General features: G+C 41.8%; 19 protein-coding genes. 7 read left to right on the forward strand and 12 right to left on the reverse strand.

Features of this window, described 5'->3' with window-relative positions; genetic code table 11:
- Positions 1–30: 30 nt before the first annotated feature.
- Positions 31–309: a FoF1 ATP synthase subunit delta/epsilon gene (locus tag BV214_RS01980; protein WP_086475785.1), complete on the forward strand. Its 279-nt coding sequence runs from the start codon at positions 31–33 to the stop codon at positions 307–309.
- A 117-nt stretch (positions 310–426) separates the two neighbouring features.
- Here the strand turns inward: BV214_RS01980 and BV214_RS01985 are convergent, their stop codons facing one another.
- The 9 genes from BV214_RS01985 to BV214_RS02025 all read right to left on the reverse strand — a co-directional run bounded on the left by BV214_RS01985 (position 427) and on the right by BV214_RS02025 (position 11875).
- Positions 427–1431 (reverse strand): amidohydrolase family protein, encoded by a 1005-nt coding sequence (locus tag BV214_RS01985; RefSeq protein WP_086475786.1) that lies wholly within the window; start codon positions 1429–1431, stop codon positions 427–429.
- Between the two features lie 156 nt (positions 1432–1587).
- Complete coding sequence (locus BV214_RS01990) at positions 1588–2877, reverse strand: erythromycin esterase family protein (protein ID WP_176328436.1); 1290 nt, start codon at positions 2875–2877, stop codon at positions 1588–1590.
- A 153-nt stretch (positions 2878–3030) separates the two neighbouring features.
- Complete coding sequence (locus BV214_RS01995; protein WP_086475788.1) at positions 3031–5484, reverse strand: TonB-dependent receptor; 2454 nt, start codon at positions 5482–5484, stop codon at positions 3031–3033.
- A gap of 265 nt (positions 5485–5749) precedes the next feature.
- Positions 5750–5947 carry a PLDc N-terminal domain-containing protein gene (locus BV214_RS17180; protein ID WP_086475789.1) on the reverse strand — a complete coding sequence of 66 codons (198 nt, stop codon included), beginning with the start codon at positions 5945–5947 and terminating at the stop codon, positions 5750–5752.
- Between the two features lie 273 nt (positions 5948–6220).
- Complete coding sequence (locus BV214_RS02005; protein WP_086475790.1) at positions 6221–7720, reverse strand: S10 family peptidase; 1500 nt, start codon at positions 7718–7720, stop codon at positions 6221–6223.
- Between the two features lie 143 nt (positions 7721–7863).
- A complete protein-coding gene (locus BV214_RS02010; protein WP_086475791.1) occupies positions 7864–8409 on the reverse strand; it encodes a cupin domain-containing protein in 546 nt (181 codons plus the stop codon).
- Between the two features lie 80 nt (positions 8410–8489).
- Positions 8490–9293, reverse strand: a complete 804-nt coding sequence (locus BV214_RS02015; protein ID WP_086475792.1) for an AraC family transcriptional regulator — start codon at positions 9291–9293, stop codon at positions 8490–8492.
- 238 nt (positions 9294–9531) lie between these two features.
- Positions 9532–10065, reverse strand: coding sequence for a GNAT family N-acetyltransferase (locus BV214_RS02020; protein WP_086475793.1), 534 nt, complete (start codon positions 10063–10065; stop codon positions 9532–9534).
- A 1-nt stretch (position 10066) separates the two neighbouring features.
- On the reverse strand, positions 10067–11875 hold the full coding sequence (locus BV214_RS02025; RefSeq protein ID WP_086475794.1) for a M61 family metallopeptidase: 1809 nt from the start codon (positions 11873–11875) through the stop codon (positions 10067–10069).
- A 182-nt stretch (positions 11876–12057) separates the two neighbouring features.
- Between BV214_RS02025 and BV214_RS17045 the strand changes: the two genes are divergently transcribed.
- The 3 genes from BV214_RS17045 to bioD are packed head-to-tail and all read left to right on the forward strand — an operon-like array spanning position 12058 to position 13193.
- On the forward strand, positions 12058–12183 hold the full coding sequence (locus tag BV214_RS17045) for a hypothetical protein (protein WP_262483060.1): 126 nt from the start codon (positions 12058–12060) through the stop codon (positions 12181–12183).
- A gap of 1 nt (position 12184) precedes the next feature.
- Positions 12185–12580, forward strand: a complete 396-nt coding sequence (locus BV214_RS02030) for a putative signal transducing protein (RefSeq protein ID WP_086475795.1) — start codon at positions 12185–12187, stop codon at positions 12578–12580.
- Position 12581: 1 nt separating this feature from the next.
- A complete protein-coding gene (gene bioD / locus BV214_RS02035; protein ID WP_086475796.1) occupies positions 12582–13193 on the forward strand; it encodes a dethiobiotin synthase in 612 nt (203 codons plus the stop codon).
- A gap of 283 nt (positions 13194–13476) precedes the next feature.
- Here the strand turns inward: bioD and BV214_RS02040 are convergent, their stop codons facing one another.
- Positions 13477–15564 carry an ATP-binding protein gene (locus BV214_RS02040; RefSeq protein WP_086475797.1) on the reverse strand — a complete coding sequence of 696 codons (2088 nt, stop codon included), beginning with the start codon at positions 15562–15564 and terminating at the stop codon, positions 13477–13479.
- Between the two features lie 81 nt (positions 15565–15645).
- On the reverse strand, positions 15646–16068 hold the full coding sequence (locus tag BV214_RS02045; RefSeq protein ID WP_086475798.1) for a response regulator: 423 nt from the start codon (positions 16066–16068) through the stop codon (positions 15646–15648).
- A gap of 900 nt (positions 16069–16968) precedes the next feature.
- Between BV214_RS02045 and BV214_RS02055 the strand changes: the two genes are divergently transcribed.
- Positions 16969–17832 (forward strand): cupin-like domain-containing protein, encoded by an 864-nt coding sequence (locus BV214_RS02055; RefSeq protein ID WP_086475800.1) that lies wholly within the window; start codon positions 16969–16971, stop codon positions 17830–17832.
- A gap of 46 nt (positions 17833–17878) precedes the next feature.
- On the forward strand, positions 17879–18376 hold the full coding sequence (locus BV214_RS02060; RefSeq protein WP_086475801.1) for a DUF6646 family protein: 498 nt from the start codon (positions 17879–17881) through the stop codon (positions 18374–18376).
- A 54-nt stretch (positions 18377–18430) separates the two neighbouring features.
- Here BV214_RS02060 and BV214_RS02065 read toward each other — a convergent pair whose 3' ends face one another.
- A complete protein-coding gene (locus tag BV214_RS02065) occupies positions 18431–18913 on the reverse strand; it encodes a regulatory protein RecX (protein WP_086475802.1) in 483 nt (160 codons plus the stop codon).
- A 370-nt stretch (positions 18914–19283) separates the two neighbouring features.
- On the opposite strand from BV214_RS02065, the gene BV214_RS02070 reads away from it, so the two are divergent.
- Positions 19284–20213, forward strand: a complete 930-nt coding sequence (locus tag BV214_RS02070) for a 3-keto-disaccharide hydrolase (protein ID WP_086475803.1) — start codon at positions 19284–19286, stop codon at positions 20211–20213.
- The last annotated feature ends 24 nt before the right edge of the window (positions 20214–20237 follow it).

The following is a 20237-nucleotide window of genomic DNA, read 5'->3' on the forward strand; positions in this document are numbered from 1 at the left end:
ACTCAATACTCAATACTATAAAAATAAAATATGTATCTAGAAATTGTGTCCCCAGAGGCTACGTTATTTACTGGTGAAGTTACTGCGGTAACTGTTCCGGGTGTAAAAGGTGAGTTTCAAATGTTGAACAATCACGCACCTATTATTTCCCTACTTGATGCGGGGAAGGTAAAGATTCAGGGTAAAGTAGTTGTTGATAAGGCCCATGAAAACAAATTTACACAGGATGCCAACGGTGATACCGTTTTGCATATTACCAGTGGTACAGTAGAAATGAAGAATAATAAGGTGATTATATTGGCAGATTAATATAATCCCAATAATCAAATCATAAAAAGCCATGCATAATTGCATGGCTTTTTTTTGTGTTTAATTGGGAGAAGTGAATAGTAAAATATAATCGGTTTGTATTTTTTTTGTAGGGGGCTAGTCCCTCCCATGATGCTTCGCAATGGTCTCTTCGCTTAGTCGTAGAAATCTTGCTGCATTGTTGTATAGGATATTTCGCTTTTCCTTCTCACTTAAAAATTCTGCTGTATGAATAGCTTCTATGCCCACTTCAATAGTCTCTGGCCAATTCATCTGATCTGAGCCAAACATTACCCGCTTTCCAAAGCCGGCTTCAAATATCCGTCTTAGGTACTCGTGGAAGGCTTTTCTGGGGATTGCATAGCAGATTACCCCCACATCTACATAAACCTGTGGATGGGTCCATAGAACGGCTAGGAGGTCGTCTATCATAGGGTAGCCAGCATGCATTAGGTATATTCGTAGTTTTGGATGGCGCATAAGAAGCTCTTCTACCACTAGCGGACTGTGAAGTTTAGCTCTGTAGTTACCCACCCCAGGCAAGTAGGCTGCACCGGGAGGCCCGGTTCCCACATGTATCCCTATGGGAATATCCAGTTTCTCCGCAATTTTGGCATAGGGTTCAAATATGGAATCGCTAGGGGATACCCCGTTGTATTGAATGGCAACCTCGCCAAATACGAGGTATTTCCCGGAAGACAAAAGGGTCTTAACCTTTTCAGGGGTAAAGTTGGGCATAAAAAAATTAAAGTGAAGTCCTGGTAAAATTCGGTCGCCACCAGATGTTTTATAGTCATCAATCAAAGATCCACTGGTAAGACCGTAGATGTTGTGTTTCTCTAGAATTTGTAAGGTTTTGTCCATTACTTCCTCATCGGTGATAGGTCCCCAAATGGGATGGTCACAATCGGGCTTGGTTAAGTAGTGGTTAAATGCGTCTGCCCATGGCGAACTGGGATCGTGAACCGGCATTTCTTTAGGGGAAGGGCAAATGGCGGTTGGTGGCGGACCGTTTAACGAAGCAGGTAATGCATGAAGGTGCATATCTAAGATAGGTAGTTTTTCTTGGGCCTGGGTAGTAATCCCTAAAAGCAACATAAATAATGGAAGAACTGTTTTCATTGTGAGGCATTTTATGATGGATAAAATGATGGATTAATATGCCTACAGCATTGGGGGAGAGGAAAAAAATTGGGCTAGCTTATTGGTAAGATACGAAATTTTTGAGCCTCAAGACAATGAAATTGGTTTGATAAAGTGCTTACTGCAACCCTTAGCTCATTTTAATGCACGCACTGCGGTGGTTTCCTTAAAAAAGAATAGGGCATCATAGCGCATGGGGACTATGGTAGGTACAAATTGTCTTGCATCTCCTTTTGGATTATAGACTACACCTACTGCTCTATTTCCCTTAACTTTTAAATTACCTTTCTTGCGGTCTTCCTCGTCAAAAATAATATAAAGCTTATCTAAACCAATAGTATTCAGTCTATGTTCTATACTGTTGGGAATTGCTGGTGGAATGGTCATCTCCTGCATGGCAGAGCCCCAACTGGAGCCTGCCATCACTGTACCTTCGTAGGTGGTGAATCCTATTAGGAATACCTTGTCTTCCCCAAAATCCTGTCTTGTGAGGAGACCGATGTTCTTTTCACCGGTATGGCGCATGTTGGTGTATGCGGCATCTCCAATATGGGTGTTATGAGCCCAAACAATACCTTTGGAATCTTCCCCATACAGCTCCCGCAGTTCATTTAGGGTACCATGCATGTGATGTACCCTGGAATTCCAAGCAGCATTTCCTTTGGTTACCACACTTTCCCGATAAAATTCCTCGGCATTGTGTACTACCATGGCATTCTGTAGTAGATAAAAATACGTATCCTTGGAAAGCTCAGGGAAGTTGTCGCGATTCTTTTTTAGATAATCCACTACGTTTTTGGTAGCCTTGGCGCAGGCCTCTTTGCCGGCCCCCACTGCATGGGCATACCTCCAACTATCCCCTTTGTGGGGTGCAAAACAATGGTATTGATCTTTCACATATTTGTATGCGGCTTTATTGGTTGCTTTGAGTAGGTCTAAAACCTCCTTTTTAGAATTCCATTCATCGTACACATCCATGCCATAAAAGCCTATTTTTTTATCAGGGGGTAATTGATCGTTGTAATCCCTAAGCCATTCTGCCAGTGCCACCACCTCTTCATTGGCCCACATCCAAGTAGGCCATCTATTGAGTTGTAATAGCACCTCCTTGGCCGAGCTGGCAGCGCCATCCAAATTTTTCACGTATTTATTGAGTTGATATAAGCTTGCGAAATCGCCCTCCACCGCAATAAAATTAAAATTATGTTCAGCAATCAACCTACGACTTATCTTATCGCGCCATAGGTAATATTCGTGGGTACCATGACTGGCCTCTCCCAATAGTACCAATTCCTTGGTGGCAGCGGCCAGGATTAGTTTGTCCAAGCTGGTTTCTCCATCAAGGGGGATTGCCTTTTCTGCAAGATACTGTGCTGTAGAAGAGAGTATGCTAAATAAGAATAGGATTGCTAAACTGTATTTCATTTGTAATAGGATATATAAACAAATGAAGTTACCCATAATTATGGTGGTTGTCAAGTGGGGAGGGGTTTACAGAAGCCTTGGCATACTTGGCTAGCCCTCCTACTGTCTATTAATATGTATTCCGCTCTGCACTTAGCGTTGTAAAAAGCAGGTTTAGTTCTTGTTGATATACCTCAGTTCAAAGGCATCGGGATTTACCGTGCCTATGGATTTCTTATAGTAGTAATCAATGATTTGATTTTCCAAGTAGTACTCCAACTCCTCTAAGTCCCTACTCTCCTCGTAGAGTCGGTAGGCCTTGGTAGTAATATGGTCCATAAAATCTTTTAAATGTCCATAAGGATTTCTAACAACCTCTATAGAATGGTATTGGGCAAATTCTTTCTCCATCCATCGATGGCCAAATAACTTCCTGCTTCGTTCTTCGTGATCGGCCAATAATTGGATGTATTGCGCTCTATCTGTTTCCGTAGGTATTGGATTGACTGGTGTCTTGGTTAGTGGGTGCTCATCGCGCTTTACCTTGGTCTCTACAAATAGTTTCTCTAGTTTAAAATCAATTCTTCGCATATCTAACTTAATTCCCGATATCACATTAAAGAGGGAGGTGCTGAACAGGGCTTCAAAATCGGCATAATCGTATAATTCCTTTAAAAACACCAAGGCCTTTTCCTTATAGGGTCCTGCTTTTCGTTCTTCTTTCACCAAATTCAGTAACATCCGTAGCTCCTCCTTTTTGTAGGTAGGGGTGTTGGCAAATTGCGGACTTTGAAAAACAAGGGTCAACTGCCTGTTAATTTCGGGAATGCTACCACTATAAGAGACATTTCTATAGCGGAAAGTAAGGGTAACTTCCTTGTTAAGGGCGCCACTAGTGGGCCTTCTGTTTCCAGGATGAAAATCCATTTTAAAATTATCAAACGAATAGCTATACCCAAAGGTGATGGTAATGTCACGGGAATTTTTCACCTCCGTATTTCTGAAAAGCGCCATGAATTGAAGGCTGAGGTTATGCTTTTTTAGTAGGGCATAATTGCTGCCCAACCTAATATTATAAATTTTGTTTTGTTGTTCCCCATTGGCAAAGGAGGTGTTGTAGGAAGTAGATAGATTGGTGCGAAGTTTCTTGTCAAAAAAGTGTTTTCCAACAGCTATCGTTGGACCAAAGGTTAGGCTATTGTCTGTAGCTCCTAGGGTGTTGTACGAAGTGTTTGCTGCCAAGGTAAGCGTCATAGCTCTTTTTAAATATCCCAGGGTATAGGCCGCAGAGCCGTTGTAGAAGGCATTGTTTCCACCCTCGATGGGCTCACCTTCTTGTTGGTTGGTAGCGTTCTGATAGACCATGTTTAGGTTGGCGCTATGTTGCTTATCCTCCGTTTTTTTTACGATATAGTTAAAACCAAGATTGGCGTTTTGGGAGATTTGGCGGTAGTTTAAGGTGTCAATATTGTCAAATTCCCCTACTTGATTGATGTAATCAAACTGATCCTTAATATTGGTGTAGGACTGAAAGTTAGAATAAGCGCCATTGATACCTAGTCGTTCCGAAGCAGTATAATTGATGTTGATGGCACTTACAATACGTTGTTGATCCGAAGTCTTAGCATTGTCCAAATTATCCTGTTGCAAGCCGGCGTTTACACTGAGGTTTACCCTATCGTTAAACAGTGTCTGACTAGCGTTGACTGTAATATTCTCCAGGTCGTTATTAAAGTAATAGGCGCCCAATGTTTTGTATTGGGGATCTATCCTTTCATAGCCCACTCCCAAGGTTCCGTTTCCTGCAGGGTACGTAAAGGAAGCGTTTAGCGCATGGTAGTAATTGGTGCTGATGTTCTCCTTAAGTAGAAAGGAGAGGATGCCCTTGGATGCTGGGGCATCTGGGAGGCGGGTGTCTTCGGTAACACCGGAAATGGCATATTCTATATTGAATTTGGCTTTGTCTAACAAGCGAAATTCGGATTCGAAAGAGAGTACGGCATTGTCTTTTGGGGTCAGTCCCAATTCCATTGGGAAGGGATTTTCTAGGGATGCTATAGCGTCATTGGCCTTAAAAAGGATGAGTCCCAGTTTCATAAACTCGAAATCGTACGCAGCCTTTACTCCGTATCCTATACGCTTGTAGGCTGTTAGGGCCTTGGGTTCCTCGGCATTGTACTCCGTAGCCTTTAAAAACCGTCCGTACATGGCAGCTATTTGGAATCTCCCTCCCGGATTCAGTTCAAATCCCCCGCCTGTAAATTGATGACCGCTTAGGGTGTAGGGGGAGAAGTTCATGCTTACATCACCAATATGCGCGGTAGCCCATTTGTAGGAAGGGTGCAGGCTTAATCGATTAAATTTAAACGGATTGGGAAAATCAAAATTTTGATTGGAGTAGGTAAATGACAATGGAATTGTGTAAAGTCCGGCTACATTAAAATTGAGATTACCAGTAAGGTAATAGGTAAGGTCCTGTCTATTGGCAGTACCGTCATAATAAACACCATTTGCAGATATCCCGCCATTATAGCGTAGCCATTTTTCCTTTTCCAATTGGTCAAAATTGATGCTCTGGGAAAAGCTAAACGATGCAAGAAGCAAAAAAGGTGCGGTTAATCTGAACAAAACGTAGTCCTTTAACCTTAAACAAAATTAAAATTAACTTAAATTCCTAATTTCTTCGTTGAACTGCCTTGGATATTTGTAGTACTTAAATAGATAATTATCAGATAATTCTGATTTATTTAAAAGGCGACCGAGAAGGGAATGGATATTTACAGAACGGATTTTCATCCGCAATTTTCTAAACGTAAAGCTTAGGTGTTGGCGGTCTACTATCCATAAAAGGCATCTTATTACTTGCTCAATCTGGTAAAAGAGAACCTAGAGATTACAATTCTTTAATGTTTTCAATTTGTATTTTCCCGAAGAGAAAGTAAATGATGGCACCTAAAATAGGGAGGAGAAATATTAAGAGAAACCACAACCGTTTAATTGTGAGATTTTTAAAGTTTGATTGAAAGATATCTACCAACGCCCATAACCAAAAAACTACTGTAAAAACTGTCAGAACCATAAAGATTGTCATAATACTTGGCTTTTAAGTTTGTTTCCATTCTGGGTGTTGCCAGATCGGTTTATATAATTTTCCTTGAATATAATAAATTTAAACAGTTGTTTATCAGGGTTTTTGAATTTAATCGATATACATGCTCTTTCCAAGGATGATGGGTGATCTATCCTTGGTATTGTAGCATAGGGGTAATAAAAAACCACCTGGATAAACTTTCTTATCTCGGTGGTTTTTGTAAGATTTTTAGGTAGGATTGCTCTAAAGCTTTCCTCTTAAACCATTGTTTTTCTACTTTTTTCGAGTGTATTGTGCGGGTTGTCCTTCTTTTGGGGTAGCTTCTTTAATAAACTCGCGGATATGCTCGTTGGAGGTGGCTAAGTCTTCACTTCTTAAATACATCATGTGGCCGCTGCGGTATCCTTTCCAGCTCATTCGATCTTTAAGTTTACCACTGGGGTCCATTTGCCATAGGTTGTATTTGGAATTGAAGTAGTCCGTGCCCCCATCATAATAGCCTGCTTGCACCAATACTTTTAAATAGGGATTTTGTGCCATGGCCTTACGCAGGTCTTCGGCAGTGGTATTGTTGCTTCTATCCCAGGGATGTACGGGCCCAAACATATTATACTTTAGATCCGTTTCAAATTTTAAGTGGTTTTTCATATAGTAGTTAATGGCGGGGGTAAAGGAATGCAACCAGCTGGTAAGCTCGGGAGAGTAATCTGGCCGATCCCCTGCATCACTTCTATCCAAACCAAGGTACCTGGAGTCTAGCCTACCTATGGTAAAGCCCTCGTCTCGCAGTAATTCTTTCCAGAAAAATCTTTTGGGAATTCTCAAGTTATGCTCTAGGATCACCTTTTCGGACAATCCGGTATATCTAGCGATTTGGGAGGCAATTTGCTTTTTTTCCGTTTGGGGTAAAAAGCCCCCTTTGGCCATAGCGGGAATTAACTGGTTAACGGTATACTCCTCTACCTCTGGAAGCATTTCCGTAAGATCTTTGCTTTGTAGGTCTGATGGAAGTTTTTTAAAGTACCATGCCGTTGCAGCGTAATACGGTAATAGGTTGGCGGCCTCTACTGCGGTGCCGCGCTCTATGCCTAGGCCGGTGGGAGACACTAAAATAACCCCATTTAGGTACATCCAATGTCTGTTCTGCAACTCTAGGGAAAGTCCAGATACCCTAGGAGTACCATAACTTTCACCAATTAAATATTTTGGAGAGGCCCATCGGTTCTGCCGGGTCACAAAGGTGTCTATCCAACTGGCTAAGTAACTGATATCTTGTTGGACTCCAAAAAAGTTTTTGGCCTGTTCCCCTTTATCCATAGTGCTTATAGCCCTAGAATAGCCAGTGTTAACAGGATTTACATAAACAATGTCTGCAACATCCAAAATAGAATGGGGATTGTCCTTAATGCCGTAGGGTTGTAAAGGGTAGCCTTCATCGTCAATGGCTAGGATTTTGGGTCCGGTGTAGGCAATATGCATCCAGACCGAAGCAGATCCCGGACCTCCATTAAAGGATATAACGAGGGGTCTTTTGGAAGTATCCGAAATACCAGAACGCTCATAAAAAGTGTAATGCAGGCCGGCAATTATCTCGCCCTTGTCGTTCCATACCGGTTGCAATCCGGTAGTGGCCTTGTATTTTACGGGTGTTCCTTTAATGGTAACCTGGCCACTGGTGATTACCGTAGTATCCAAACTAATTTTGCGCTCTTGCGCATAGGAAACTATGGTAAAAATACTGAAAGCCAGTACAAGCGAGTAGATTCTCTTCATTGTTATCTTTTTTTTGGTTGGTTTAAAGATAACAATCTCTTTTAGATGGTCAACTCCCAGATCGTAGGTTTTGGTAACGGAAAAGAAATTTTAAAAGGTAGGTGTAAACCCCTTCATTTAGTCGCCCTTCTGGTGAGGGTCTTTTAGATAAAACTAATTCCGTGTTTACCGCATATTTCGGCTACCTTATTAAAATCTGGTGGTCCTTCTGGAAGTTTGGAGAGCTCCACAAACATATGTTCAATACCGGCAGGAAAAGCGGAGGTGATCATTTTGGCATTTTCGGTTCCTATAACCGTCCAGGAATGGGGAATGTTTTTTGGGGCAAAAGCTACATCTCCCTCATTTAAAATGGTGACTTCGCCATCTACCATTATTTCTACCTGCCCTTTCACCACTCTAAAAATTTCATCTTCTTTGGTATGTACGTGGGGAGGAATCCCTACGCCAGGCGGAACATTATTTGCCCATTCTACAATTTGGTTTCCAGTGTCTTTCCCGAGCAATTTGTGGGTCTGGATGTCGCCAATAACGTTCAGGACCTCACCATCGGCATCTGTCACTATTTTAGGCTTGTTATTAACGGCTGTTTTTTCTAAGCAAGCCCTTTCTTTGGATTGTAATGTTGCGGGTACAAAGACCAATGCTGCCCCAAATGCGGAACGCTGAATAAATGATTTTCTGTCCATAATATTGTTTTACTGTAAGTTACGAAATAGGGTTCCTGTAAAATTGTGAAAAACGCAGTATTCCTTTAGAATTTTTGCATCTAGGCCTGTCTTAAGGCCGAAGGGCATAAGCCGGTATGCTTTTTAAAGAAATAACTGAAATAATCTGGGGAGGAGAATCCTAGGGAGAAGCATATTTCCTTGATAGATTTATCGGAGAATTTTAGCTCGTGTCTCGATCTCATGATCCGTTGTTCCGTAATCACTTTTTTGGCGTTTACTCCAAGGACTTCCTTTACACATTGGTTAAGGTATTTATTGGACACGTTTAGGGATTGGGCATAATCTGCCACTTCGTGAAATTCAGAAAACTTTTGGTTTACCAAGCGTTTAAACTGGTAGACGAGTGCTTTTTTGGCATTGTTTTCTGCCATAATGGATTTTATATTGCACTGTCCGTCACAGTATACAAAGAAGGTGTGTAATAGGGATAATAAGGCATCTTCTTTATGGTTTAGATGCGAACCTATGAGCTCGTCTATCATTTCCAGGATGACTTCTATCCTTTTTTCAATCCCGGGGGCCAAATTTATTTTGGGGATTTCCTCAGCGGCAAAAAGTTGAACTTCGGAAATGTGTAATTTGCTGATAAGGGGATGGTCTAAGACCTCCTTTGGTAGATATAGCAGGTATCCGGAAGAGTTCCCATCGTGCTGTTTATGAATTTTCCAAGAGTGACGGGGATTTAGTAGGAAAATGGAGTTGGAGACGTTTTGGTAGCTCCTGGCATCTATTTCAATGGAAGTTACCCCGTTTTGTATCCAGCAAAAACAAAAGTGACTCCCTTCCTTATCGGAAACAACTTCTTGGGTAATTCGCGCTATTTTTATGGCCTCTGTACTCACTTATATGAGTTGGTCGTTTTTCTTGGGTTACATCAAATTGTCAATTAGAGACTTAGGTCTTGCCTAATCCAGATGGGGTACAAAGAGTGTCTCCAGGATTTCACGGCAGGGAGCCTGCAAGGGAAGCTCAAATAAATATAGTGAAAAAAATGGGTTCGACCTATATTTTTTTGGGTAAGCAATGGAGGGTAGCTGGGTGTTTTAACTGGCGAAATCTACCAATCCATGTATTGGTGGGTTATACCAGTAGGATTAATTTCCATTCGGTTCCTTCGGATACGTAGGTAGTAATATCGGTGAAGCCTACGGCGTAATGGGCCTGTAGGGATCTAGGATTTGTAGTGGCTACTTCTGTAATGATGCCTTTAAACTGGGGTTGTACCTTCTCTTTCATCCTACTGTAAAGACTTCGGAAAATTCCTCTCTTGCGGTATGCCTTGTCAATACATATTTGACCCATTATCATATAGGATTCCGGCTGGGGCACCAAGCGGTTAATCTGGGCAAACATGGGTTTTAATATCTCTATGGCCGTGCTAAAACTTGGATGCATGCAAAGGGCATAGCCCACCACCAAATTCCCATCTTTGGCAATAATATGGGGGTGGACCAAGTTCATTTTTTTCAATAATTCAAACGTATGGGATACCGTCACAAACCCCTCTTGTGCCAATTCTTCCGAACTTAATATACCTGGTCTGTTCTTTTGCTGAAGTTGCAAAATCTGACGTAGTTCGTGGTCCGTAGTGCAAGTAGTGGTGATAATGCCCATATTATTCCCTTTTTAGCCAGGCCATTCTATTTTTCAATACCTTCTTACTGGGTTTATCGCCTTCCTTTTCTATCAATTGGATAGTATAAGCCGGATTTCCCGTCAGAATTACCTGTGTTGTTTTTGGAATACCGTATCGGGTAAAAGCCACTTGCAGGGTATCTCCAACCTTGTATTGGGAAATAATATCCCCAAAATTCCTATCTGCTGCTAGGGGGGTATTGTTAATGGTACTAATTACATCGCCCCTTTCTAGTCCGGCTTCGTATGCGGGACTCCCAATTTGGGTATTGCGTTGCACGATGCCCTCACCCAATTGATCTATGCTTACCCTAGCCCCAAAATAGGGTTGGTCCGTAGCTTGCTTCACCACAACACCAACTGGCTGAAACAAGGCGCCAAAGTTGGGCATTTCACTTCTATGGATGTAGAAATCAAAGAAATGATCCCCAAACTCCTTCCCGGCGTACTGTACCAAGGTTTTATGTAGGTCGTCTACAGTATAGGGGATCTCCTCTTTGCCATAGGTTTCCCAGACCAATTTCATGTAATCGTCCAGGTTTAGGTTGTGTTCCCTAAGGGATAGGTCTAAGGCCAATCCCAGCATGCTGCCATAGGAATAATAGGAGATAAAGGTATTATCCCTATTAACGGGATCTACAGAAGTGGCGGCATCTACAAAGGGTGCCTGGTAACTCATTTCTATGGGGTTGAAAAATTGGCGGCCTGGGGAGTTCCAAACGTAGTTGAAGGTCCCGCTAAGCCCCTCTATGTATTCTTGGGGGGTAATAATTCCGGCCCTACACAGTGTTAAGTTGGTGTAGTAACTGGTAAAGCCCTCTGCAAACCATAGCTCTCCGCTCATATTGGCTTCGGCGTAATTAAAAGGCTCTAAAGATTGTGGGCGAATCCGTTCTACGTTCCAGATATGGAAAAACTCATGGGAAACCGTCCCAATATTTCTCCTCATACCGCCTTGTGCCAAGCCTAGGCTACTGGTAAGAATGGTAGAGTTGCGATGTTCCATTCCATCTCCGGAGGCATTGGGAAGATAGCAGGCCAAAAAGGTATACCTGCCAAAATCGAAGTTAGGTAGCTCTCCAAAAATATCTTTTTGTGCTAGCACTACTTTTTTAACTTTCTCAAAATAGGTGTCTAATTCCGCTTCCGTACCCTGGTGGTGCAGCACAAACTCTATAGTCTGACTTTTGCCATTTTGGACCACCTCAAATTGACGAAGGGAAAAGTCACTAACTTCTATAGGACTATCCATAAAATACTGAAAATTGGGCGCCTTGAATTTGGTTTCCGAGAGTTTTTCCAATTGGGTAGCTACCTTCCAATTAAGGTCTTCGCGCAGCACTATGTCTACCAATATTTCCCTATCGGGCAATGCCGGGGAATAGATGAACGTAGCTGGTATGTTTAAATGCGCGTGTGTTTCATCTACTTGGGAGTAGGTACCATCCCCTCTGTCCGCATACAGGGTATAGTTAATGTTTACTTCTCCGTTATGGCCTGTAATATCCCATTGATATGGGTTGGGTCTGTGTACTTTTAATTCTTTTCCTGTACCATCGGTAGCCTGAAAATTATACACGTTTTTGGCAAATTCGTGAATGGCGTAGCGTCCGGGGGAGGACCGGCCCATGCGCACGGAAAAAGTTCCGGCATCCAGGTGGGTAAAGGAGGCTTCAATAGCAGCTTCGTGGTGCACTGCATTTTCAAAGGATAGTTGGTACTCAATGGCCTGCGCTTGCAGTTGTACGGATAAAATTAGGGCCCACACAGCCAATGCAATATTTTTCATAAGGAAATGCTTAATTTTAGAGCTATAAAGGAGGCCCTTATTCCATGCCTCTAGTTGCGAATATACTATTTAAACAGGAAATATTACATTAGATATATGGTGGAGCTTCCCCAAAATTTGTAGACTAAATTTTTGGAGAGGAAAAGGAAGAATGCCTTTTTAAACATAACAACCTTGCTCATATGGCAGCTAGATTACAAGGATTGAAGAATGGGGGTGGGAAGGAGCGACTCCAATGTTATTTACACGGTGCCAATGCCAGCGAAGAAATAAGTGACCTATTAAATACCTTGCTTAAATTGTTTTAAAATGGGAGTAATAAAACATCCAGAATTTTATACCCTTGCTACTTTTGAGTATGTGGCCGATGTCCATATCCTGAAAGGAAGGTTGGAATGGGAGGGGATACCTGTGTTTTTGCGGGATGAAAATACCCTAAATTCCGATCCCATGATTAGCAATGCGATTGGCGGGGTAAAGCTTCAGGTGTATTTTACGGACAAGGAGAGAGCTACCGATATTTACAATGAAATACGGGCCTATGCTAGGGACGATCATGGTAACCTAAGGAGCTGTCCCAATTGCAAGGCTCAGCGAATGGAAGCCTATTTTAAGCGGGAAGGCCTATTCTATAAACTTTTCCCATTTTTCGAAAAAAGAAAGTATAAATGTTTAAATTGTGAAATCATAACCAAACCACAATAAAATGAAGCAATTTTTTGTTACCGGAATATCTACTGGCGTGGGCAAGACCCTAGCCGCTGCCATACTGGTAGAAGCATTGGAGGCAGACTATTGGAAGCCGGTACAAACCGGGGAGGATAGGGATAATGATACCGTTGCCAAATTGATATCTAACTCCAAAACCGTAATCCATAAAAACAGTTATGCTCTAAAAGAACCCATGAGTCCGCATGCAGCGGCCGATTTGGAAGGAGTGCATATAGATCCTAATAAGATTGTAGAACCCCTTACGAAGCGCTCCCTGGTAATTGAGGGGGCCGGTGGGTTGCTAGTGCCCTTGAACGATTCCGATACCATCCTAGACATCATTATGCCTACTTATAAAGTAATTGTGGTCTCCAGGCATTATTTGGGAAGCATTAACCATTCCTTGCTAACCATTCAGTGGTTGCAAACAAAGGGTTATGATGTGGCTGTGTTATTTAGCGGCGATGAAGATGCCTACACGGAGGAGTTAATCATCAAAAAAACTAAAGTGCCTGTAATCGGGAGAATTGAGGAAGAAGCTTATTTTGATAAGGAGGTAATTAAAAAATATGCAGACAAGTTTAGGGATGCCCTGCTAGCCCTTTAAATCAGCAAAAACCCAGCCAGAAAAGTTGGGTATTGTTAAGCCTAGCGTTGGGAGTATGAAGGCTGCGGCACCAAGAGCTTGCTCCCGTCCCGTTTGTAGCCTATGATCACCAGCCCAAACAAATAAAAAGCTACTGCTGAATGCGGCTGGCTTTGGGGGTGATTCGGTTAGTGTACTTGTAGGTAGTATATAGCATAGCCTCCTACATATAGGGTGGTTTGGGAGCCTATTGGCCAATCTTGGCTATCGTTTTAAATACGAGAGCGATGGCTTATAGGGGTTTTTATGAGTAAGACGGTAGGTGTAGGGTAAAGGTGGTGCCTTTGTTCAAAGTGCTTTCCACTTCAATGGAACCGTTCATGGCCTCTACCTGAACTTTCACCAAATAAAGTCCGAGACCTTTTCCGCTAGCCGTACCGCTTAATCTTCCGTACATATCAAAGATTTTTTTTCTGCGCTCGTCGTTTAGGTCCATTCCTGCACCATTGTCCAATATGGTGATCTCCGTGCCTCCCAAAGAGTTTGGAGTTGCATTGATGCTAACGTTAAGGGGTCTCTCTCTAGATTTATATTTTAGGGAGTTGATTATTAAGTTGTAAAAAATGTTGGTGAAATAACTTTTTAATCCATAAACATGAACCGAAGGGCCAATGTTTAGATCTATCTTGGCCTTTGTTCTCTCTATTTCCGAAGAAATTAGGATGAGAACATCCTCGATAATTTTCTTCAACTCTATTCTTTCCAATTCGCTTTGGGAAAAGTTTTTTAGGGATAGGGAGTGGTTTAGATCTTTGATGGTTCCATCTAGCTTATTTACAGTTTGGTGGATCATTTGGATGATGTCCTCTTTCTTTTCGCTGCTACTATCTTCATATAGTTGCAATAAGCTTAGAATGGTGGTAATAGGGCCTCTTACATTATGCGATACGATGTATACGAAGTTTTGTAGTTCCCTGTATTGACGGATTATCTGTTGCTGGGATTTTTCTAACAGGGTGAGGTCTTGGGTGGTTCCCGAAACCCGAACCAGGGCATTGTTCTCATTGAAATATGCCTTCCCCATATGCCGCATATACCTTGTGCTGCCATCGTCTAGCAGTATTCTGTTAGAGAGGCTAAAAGCGCCATCCTCGTCTAAGGAACTGCACAGGGTTTTCTTAAAGTCTTTCCTGTCCTCTTCATGTATTTGGGAAAGAAGAGTCTTGTAACTGGGATTAAAGGAGGTGGCGTCCTTCCCCATAATGGTGTATAGTTGTTGCGACCACTTAATTTTGTCATTGGTGAGGTCCCAGTCCCAACTTCCAATATTGGCTATTTTTTGAGCTTCTAATAGCGAGTTTTTGCTTTCCTGTAATTTGTATAAGGTTATTACGCGTTGGGTAATATCATTTTGATATACGCTACAGCCAGTAATTGCATTCCTTTTGTCTCTAATGGGAATAAAAGTGAGTTCGTAGTAATAGGTTTCACTATCTAACTCCATCTTTGTTTCAATGGAAAAATACTCCCCGGAAAGTGCGCGGTCGTAATAGTCTTTTATGTGCTGTGGTTTCTTAGTATCATAGGGGAAGTCCAAAATATTCTCTCCTATTTTAGGGGCGTTTTGGTAAAATTTAGACCTGTGATGCACAAAGGCAGAATTATGGAAAATTAGTCGGTATTCCCTATCCATGGTCCAAATCTGATTTTTGGTGCTTTCCATGATAGCGTGGAGGTGTTGGTACTGTAAATCCTTTTCTTTGGAAAGGAGTCGTACTGCATCAATGATGTCTTTTACATAGAAGCGGTACAGTATCCATATCAGTAAAATAAAGACCCCCGTTAAAAGGATGATAATATACTTAAACCTGGAAAGTTCTAGAGCCAATTCCTTTTCTAGCATGGCAACTAGGGCGTCTATGCCTAACACGTATCTGTGACCCAAGACATCTACTTGTTGTAATTCCTCATTGGTGAGGGCTGCAATGTCTGCTTTTTTGGCAATCTCATAGAGTTGTTGGTGATAGGGGGTGATGGCTTTAAAAATGCTGTCCATCTCTTTAGAAAGTACAGCGGCTTCTAAGTGGGACTCCTTCTTCTCTAGGGACTGGTGCATTTGATGCCAAGTTGCTGCGTCTTGTTTTAATTTAGGTAAATGGCTTTCGGAAACCTGGGTGGCATAGATTCCCTTGAGGACTTTTTGGCTCATCATTCGTTGTTGCCCGGCAAGATTGATAATTTTAACATCGTAGCCCCGCTGGTTAAGGGCTATATAGAATCCAAGGATAAGAAGTAAGGTCCCCGCAAAAATGATCGCAAAACTCCTGGTGATCGACTTTTTTATGGTAGCGAATGATGGTTTGGGCCTTAATGGAAAAACTGCTCTCGGCATTCGGGAAATTATAATTAGGTTAGTGTTAAGGGAACCTTGACCTAGGGGGCAAAGCAGGTGCTGTGTAAAATATTGAATAAGTTAGGACTGGGTGGCCAGGTGTGAGTAGTCTTTCATTATGCCGGCAATGATCTTGGAATTAAGAGGTTTGGGGATATACTGACGTACTAGGGGATGGCGATTGCTTTTAGAAATATCCTGGGCGTCTATGGAGGATGATACAATGAACACCTCTAGTAACTGTGCCTTATTTTCCAATTGCCCAATTTTATCCAAAAATTCGAACCCGGTCATCTCGGGCATATTCAAGTCTAAAAGCACTAGGATCTTGAGATTGTCTTGGAAAAGAAGCGCTTGAATGGCGGTAACGGCCTCGAGCGGATTTAAGTACGATTTAATTTTCTTTGTGATATGCTGTTTGTTGATCAGAAGCTCGTGAACATGGTTAATAATAGTGTCGTCATCAACAAGGATTACATAATCAAATATAAGTTGGTCTTTCATGATTTGGGGGATTTAAGACTAATTTATTGATTGCAATATATCTACTAATAAGTAAGGGGATTCCTTAGCCCTATATATTTTTGTCGCTCATTTTTAGTTATACTTTTTTGTTTAAACGTTTTCTTGCTGAAGCATCCAAGGCCTTTTATATCCCTATTCCCGTTACTAAAAACAAGACTGTAATTAGGGGTGTTTTTTGAAAAGGTTCTTCAACTTCCACTCAAGGCTTCTGTGTTGCTGAATTGTGATGTGGGTATCTACCCTACAAATTGCCAGAAGCGCTGATTGTGAGTGATCTCAGCGTAAAGATAGAAATCTTTTTTCATAGGCTTAGGGAATAAGGCTGATATTAATAAAAGAATAGCTGGGGAATGCTTTATTTATACAGGTATTTTACCCTGCCTACATGGCTTATAGGAGGGACTGTTATTTTTCTTTTATTTTTAGATTTAAAGGGAAAGTAGGGGTTCCCAGATTTGAAAAAGGGAATGGATTTTTACTGTTTCTAATGATTTAAAGTTATTTTTGAAGCTTAAATGGACGATGGCTTAGGGATTGCAGCGACATCCTTTTTTTATTTCCCGAAGCTAGGCTCGGGAATAATAAAAGATATAGCGGAAAGCCCGGTCCCGACTACTTTTATCAGGGAGTATCTGCAAGCTATAGCTAAAGAAGCTTGTTTGCCTTTATGGCTAATGCATGCTTCAGAAAGGTAGGAGGGGAAGCCCCAAACAGAATGAGTTAAGAGCGAACTGAGGTGTAATTGGTCCAGACCAAGACATGCCTTTGAACGGAACGAGGCGGCTAAGCAAAACGCCAAGTTGAACGACTTATAGGGCTAAGCTGCGTTTCAGCTTAGGTATAATATAGAATGTTAATGTATTAAATAACCAGGTTGTATTGGAATTAAAAGAAATACCCAGGGTATTGAATATAAGTAAGGAGGAGTTTATAAACAACTACTTTAAACCGCAGATCCCAGTGGTGATCCAGAATTGTATAGAAGACTGGCCCGCCTATAAAAAATGGGATTTTGACTATATGCGGAAGGTTGCTGGTGATAAGATAGTACCCCTGTATGACGATAGGCCCGTTAATTCTAAGGATAGTTTTAATGAGCCGCATGCCAGTATGAAAATGTCCGAGTATATTGATCTGCTTCAAAAGGAGCCTACCAAATACCGTATTTTCCTTTGGAATATATTGAAGGAGGTTCCTGCCTTGCAGCAAGATTTTAAGTACCCCGATTTTGGATTGCGACTAATGAAGGGCTTGCCAATGCTCTTTTTTGGGGGGAAGGATTCTTACACCTTTATGCACTACGATATTGATCTGGCCAATATTTTCCATTTTCACTTTGTGGGGAAGAAAGAGGTGGTTCTTTTCCCTCAGACCGAAAACCGGTATTTGTACAAAGTGCCTCATTCCCTCATTACGCATGAAAGTATAGATTTCTCTAATCCCGACTTTAAAAAGTGGCCCGCCTTGCAGTATGCAAGCGGATTTAAGACCGAATTGAATCATGGGGAAGTCTTGTATATGCCCGAAGGCTACTGGCATTATATGCGCTATATTACGCCGGGGTTTTCTATGAGTCTACGGGCAGTAGCCAGAAACCCCAAGAACTTGGGGAAAGCGTTTTACAACCTGTTGGTGATGAGGAATTATGACAATCTGATGCGGAGGATGAAAGGGCAAGAATGGATAGATTGGAAGAACCAACAGGCAATTATCCGAACCAATAAAAGTTTAAAACAATTGTGATTGTATGAGAAGTTGTACCTTTGCACGCTAAAAATAATATTGAACTATGAGAAATTTATTGCTTGTAATGTTATTTGCTTTAACGGCAGCATCCATCAATGCACAGGCATTTGAAGGAACAGGAGACCAAAAAATGCAGATCGGAGCCAATTTTCAGGATCGTGGTACCGGTATTGTTGTTAACTACGACTATGGTCTTGGTGAAAACTTTTCTATTGGGGTTGCCTCGTCGTATGTTTTGGACGTAGCAGAAAACGTTAGCACCGATTTTGATCAAAGGATTGATTTGAAAGCAAGGTTCAATGCTAACCTAGGTAATGTTTTTCAGTTGGGGGATAATGTGGATATTTATCCTGGGCTGGATTTAGGACTTAAGAACTTTGGTGGGCATTTGGGATTCCGGTACTTCTTTACGGATGGATTTGGAATTTACAGCGAATTTGCGACTCCTTTTGCGAAATATAAAACTGAGAATTTAACCGCAGCAGAAAAACTGCACAATCAGTTTGTGTTTAGTATTGGAGCGTCATTCAACCTCAATTAAAAATTTAGTTGCCCTATTCTATGTCCGTAGGATTCTTGAATAGGGCAATTTTCATTATTTAAAGGGGATTAATTCCCCTATCTTCTCAAAGACGAGATGGCTCTCCCATCCCCTGTAAAACAGGTAGTCTGCTAATTTTTTTCGGCGTTTCTGAACGTCTTTCTCCCTAATTTCGGTCAAACGTTTTTCTGCCAGCGCATTAAAGGTGTTAAGGTATTCTGCAGGATCTATTTCCTTAAGTGCCGTCTTAATATTGATAGACGAAATATCGCGCTGTTTTAGCTCGTTTGTAATTCTGTTTTTCCCCCATTTTTTTATGTTGAATTTTCCGCGTGCAAAACTTTTGGCAAAGCGCTCCTCGTTGAGATAGTTCTCCTGGATGAGGTGTACCACGATATGGTCTATAGCCTCTGGAATCATACGCATTTCCCGTAGTTTTGTCACTACTTCCTTGTGGCAGCGATCTTGGTAGGCGCAGTAGCGTTCCATTTTTTTGGTGGCTTCGGTAAGGGAGTAAGATTTATACGGTTGTTGCATGGTTACTTCTGGTATGGTGACGCCTTGTTTTCTGTGGATTTTGGGATTTGGTAAGAGTGGGGCTGCTGTGCTTGTTATCTTAAATAAATTAATAGGACGTTGGTGTTCTATATGTAATAGTTGTGTGTTATTCCAATTTCCGTGTTTAGGACTAGGGGCAGCAAGGTAGGCAAAATAGTAATTCTTCTTTAAACAGTTGGGTATTTATAGAGGTGAAAATTGGGGTTCTGGGTGGCTGCCATGAAGGGAACATGGCGGGTTTAAGCGCTATTAAGGCCCTTTTATAGGGTATGGATTTTTATGTGGAGGTGTAGTTAGCTGGCAAATTTGTGGTTATATTTACCGCTATCAATAAATAAAAGTATTTAATATGCAATTTTTATCAAAATTAACCGGTGCGGTCCTCCTTTTGTTTGGGGCCCTCGCCTATGGACAAATGATTAATCCTATTGAAGGTAGGTGGAATATGGTAATTTCTCAGGATGGGAAGGAGCTTCCTTCTTGGTTGGAGATTCGCCCCTCCGGATCGCGTACTTTAGTGGGAAGGTTTGTGTATGCCATGGGAAGTGCTCGTCCTATTTCGGAAGTGAAAATAGAAGATCGGAAATTTAGTTTCTCTATTCCCCCACAGTGGGAAGAGGGGAATAGGCATATGGAATTTAGTGGTGTTTTAGATGGTGAGGTGCTAACTGGTACTATGGTCTATACCGATGGGAAGACCTATGAATGGGAAGCCGTTAGGGCTCCAGAACTGGCCTATGTGAAAAATGCCAAATGGGGAAAACCGCAGCATATATTTAATGGAAAAAATCTGAAAGGGTGGCATGCCTTGGGTGAGAATCAGTGGGTAGTGGAGCAAGGGGTCTTAAAAAGTCCTGAGCCTGGTGCCAATTTGGTCACCGAGGAAAAGTTTACGGATTTTAAATTGCGGTTAGAGTTTAGGTATCCGGAAGGAAGTAATAGTGGCGTATACCTTCGCGGTCGCTATGAAGTACAGATTACCGATGATAAGGGGGCAGCGCCTTCAGATGTAGGATTCAGTGGAATATATGGGTTTCTTACGCCCTCTGAGGTAGTGGCAAAGTCGGCCATGGAATGGCAGGAATATGAAATTACCTTAATAGGGAGGCGTGTAACCGTGGTTGCTAACGGGCAAACCGTTATCAGTGATAGAATTATCCCCGGGATCACTGGTGGTGCCCTGGACAGTAGGGAGGGGGAGCCCGGACCCATATTGTTGCAGGGAGATCATGGCCCTATAGAGTTTAGAAATATAGTGCTTACCCCAAGGGTAGAATAAGGTTATTTGATTGGGCATGGTAAA

The organism is Arenibacter amylolyticus, assembly GCF_002150785.1.
Classification (GTDB): Bacteria; Bacteroidota; Bacteroidia; order Flavobacteriales; family Flavobacteriaceae; genus Arenibacter; species Arenibacter amylolyticus.

Excerpts from the sequence above, each read along its gene's own strand:
- BV214_RS02060 (WP_086475801.1), top strand. The coding sequence starts at position 17,879 with ATGAGAAATTTATTGCTTGTAATGTTATTTGCTTTAACGGCAGCATCC.
- BV214_RS02065 (WP_086475802.1), bottom strand. The coding sequence starts at position 18,913 with ATGCAACAACCGTATAAATCTTACTCCCTTACCGAAGCCACCAAAAAA.
- BV214_RS02070 (WP_086475803.1), top strand. The coding sequence starts at position 19,284 with ATGCAATTTTTATCAAAATTAACCGGTGCGGTCCTCCTTTTGTTTGGG.
- BV214_RS02005 (WP_086475790.1), bottom strand. The coding sequence starts at position 7,720 with ATGAAGAGAATCTACTCGCTTGTACTGGCTTTCAGTATTTTTACCATA.
- BV214_RS02010 (WP_086475791.1), bottom strand. The coding sequence starts at position 8,409 with ATGGACAGAAAATCATTTATTCAGCGTTCCGCATTTGGGGCAGCATTG.
- BV214_RS17045 (WP_262483060.1), top strand. The coding sequence starts at position 12,058 with ATGGCAGCTAGATTACAAGGATTGAAGAATGGGGGTGGGAAGGAGCGA.
- BV214_RS02020 (WP_086475793.1), bottom strand. The coding sequence starts at position 10,065 with ATGGGCATTATCACCACTACTTGCACTACGGACCACGAACTACGTCAG.
- BV214_RS01990 (WP_176328436.1), bottom strand. The coding sequence starts at position 2,877 with ATGAAATACAGTTTAGCAATCCTATTCTTATTTAGCATACTCTCTTCT.
- BV214_RS01980 (WP_086475785.1), top strand. The coding sequence starts at position 31 with ATGTATCTAGAAATTGTGTCCCCAGAGGCTACGTTATTTACTGGTGAA.
- BV214_RS02040 (WP_086475797.1), bottom strand. The coding sequence starts at position 15,564 with ATGCCGAGAGCAGTTTTTCCATTAAGGCCCAAACCATCATTCGCTACC.
- BV214_RS17180 (WP_086475789.1), bottom strand. The coding sequence starts at position 5,947 with ATGACAATCTTTATGGTTCTGACAGTTTTTACAGTAGTTTTTTGGTTA.
- bioD (WP_086475796.1), top strand. The coding sequence starts at position 12,582 with ATGAAGCAATTTTTTGTTACCGGAATATCTACTGGCGTGGGCAAGACC.
- BV214_RS02030 (WP_086475795.1), top strand. The coding sequence starts at position 12,185 with ATGGGAGTAATAAAACATCCAGAATTTTATACCCTTGCTACTTTTGAG.
- BV214_RS01985 (WP_086475786.1), bottom strand. The coding sequence starts at position 1,431 with ATGAAAACAGTTCTTCCATTATTTATGTTGCTTTTAGGGATTACTACC.
- BV214_RS02025 (WP_086475794.1), bottom strand. The coding sequence starts at position 11,875 with ATGAAAAATATTGCATTGGCTGTGTGGGCCCTAATTTTATCCGTACAA.
- BV214_RS02045 (WP_086475798.1), bottom strand. The coding sequence starts at position 16,068 with ATGAAAGACCAACTTATATTTGATTATGTAATCCTTGTTGATGACGAC.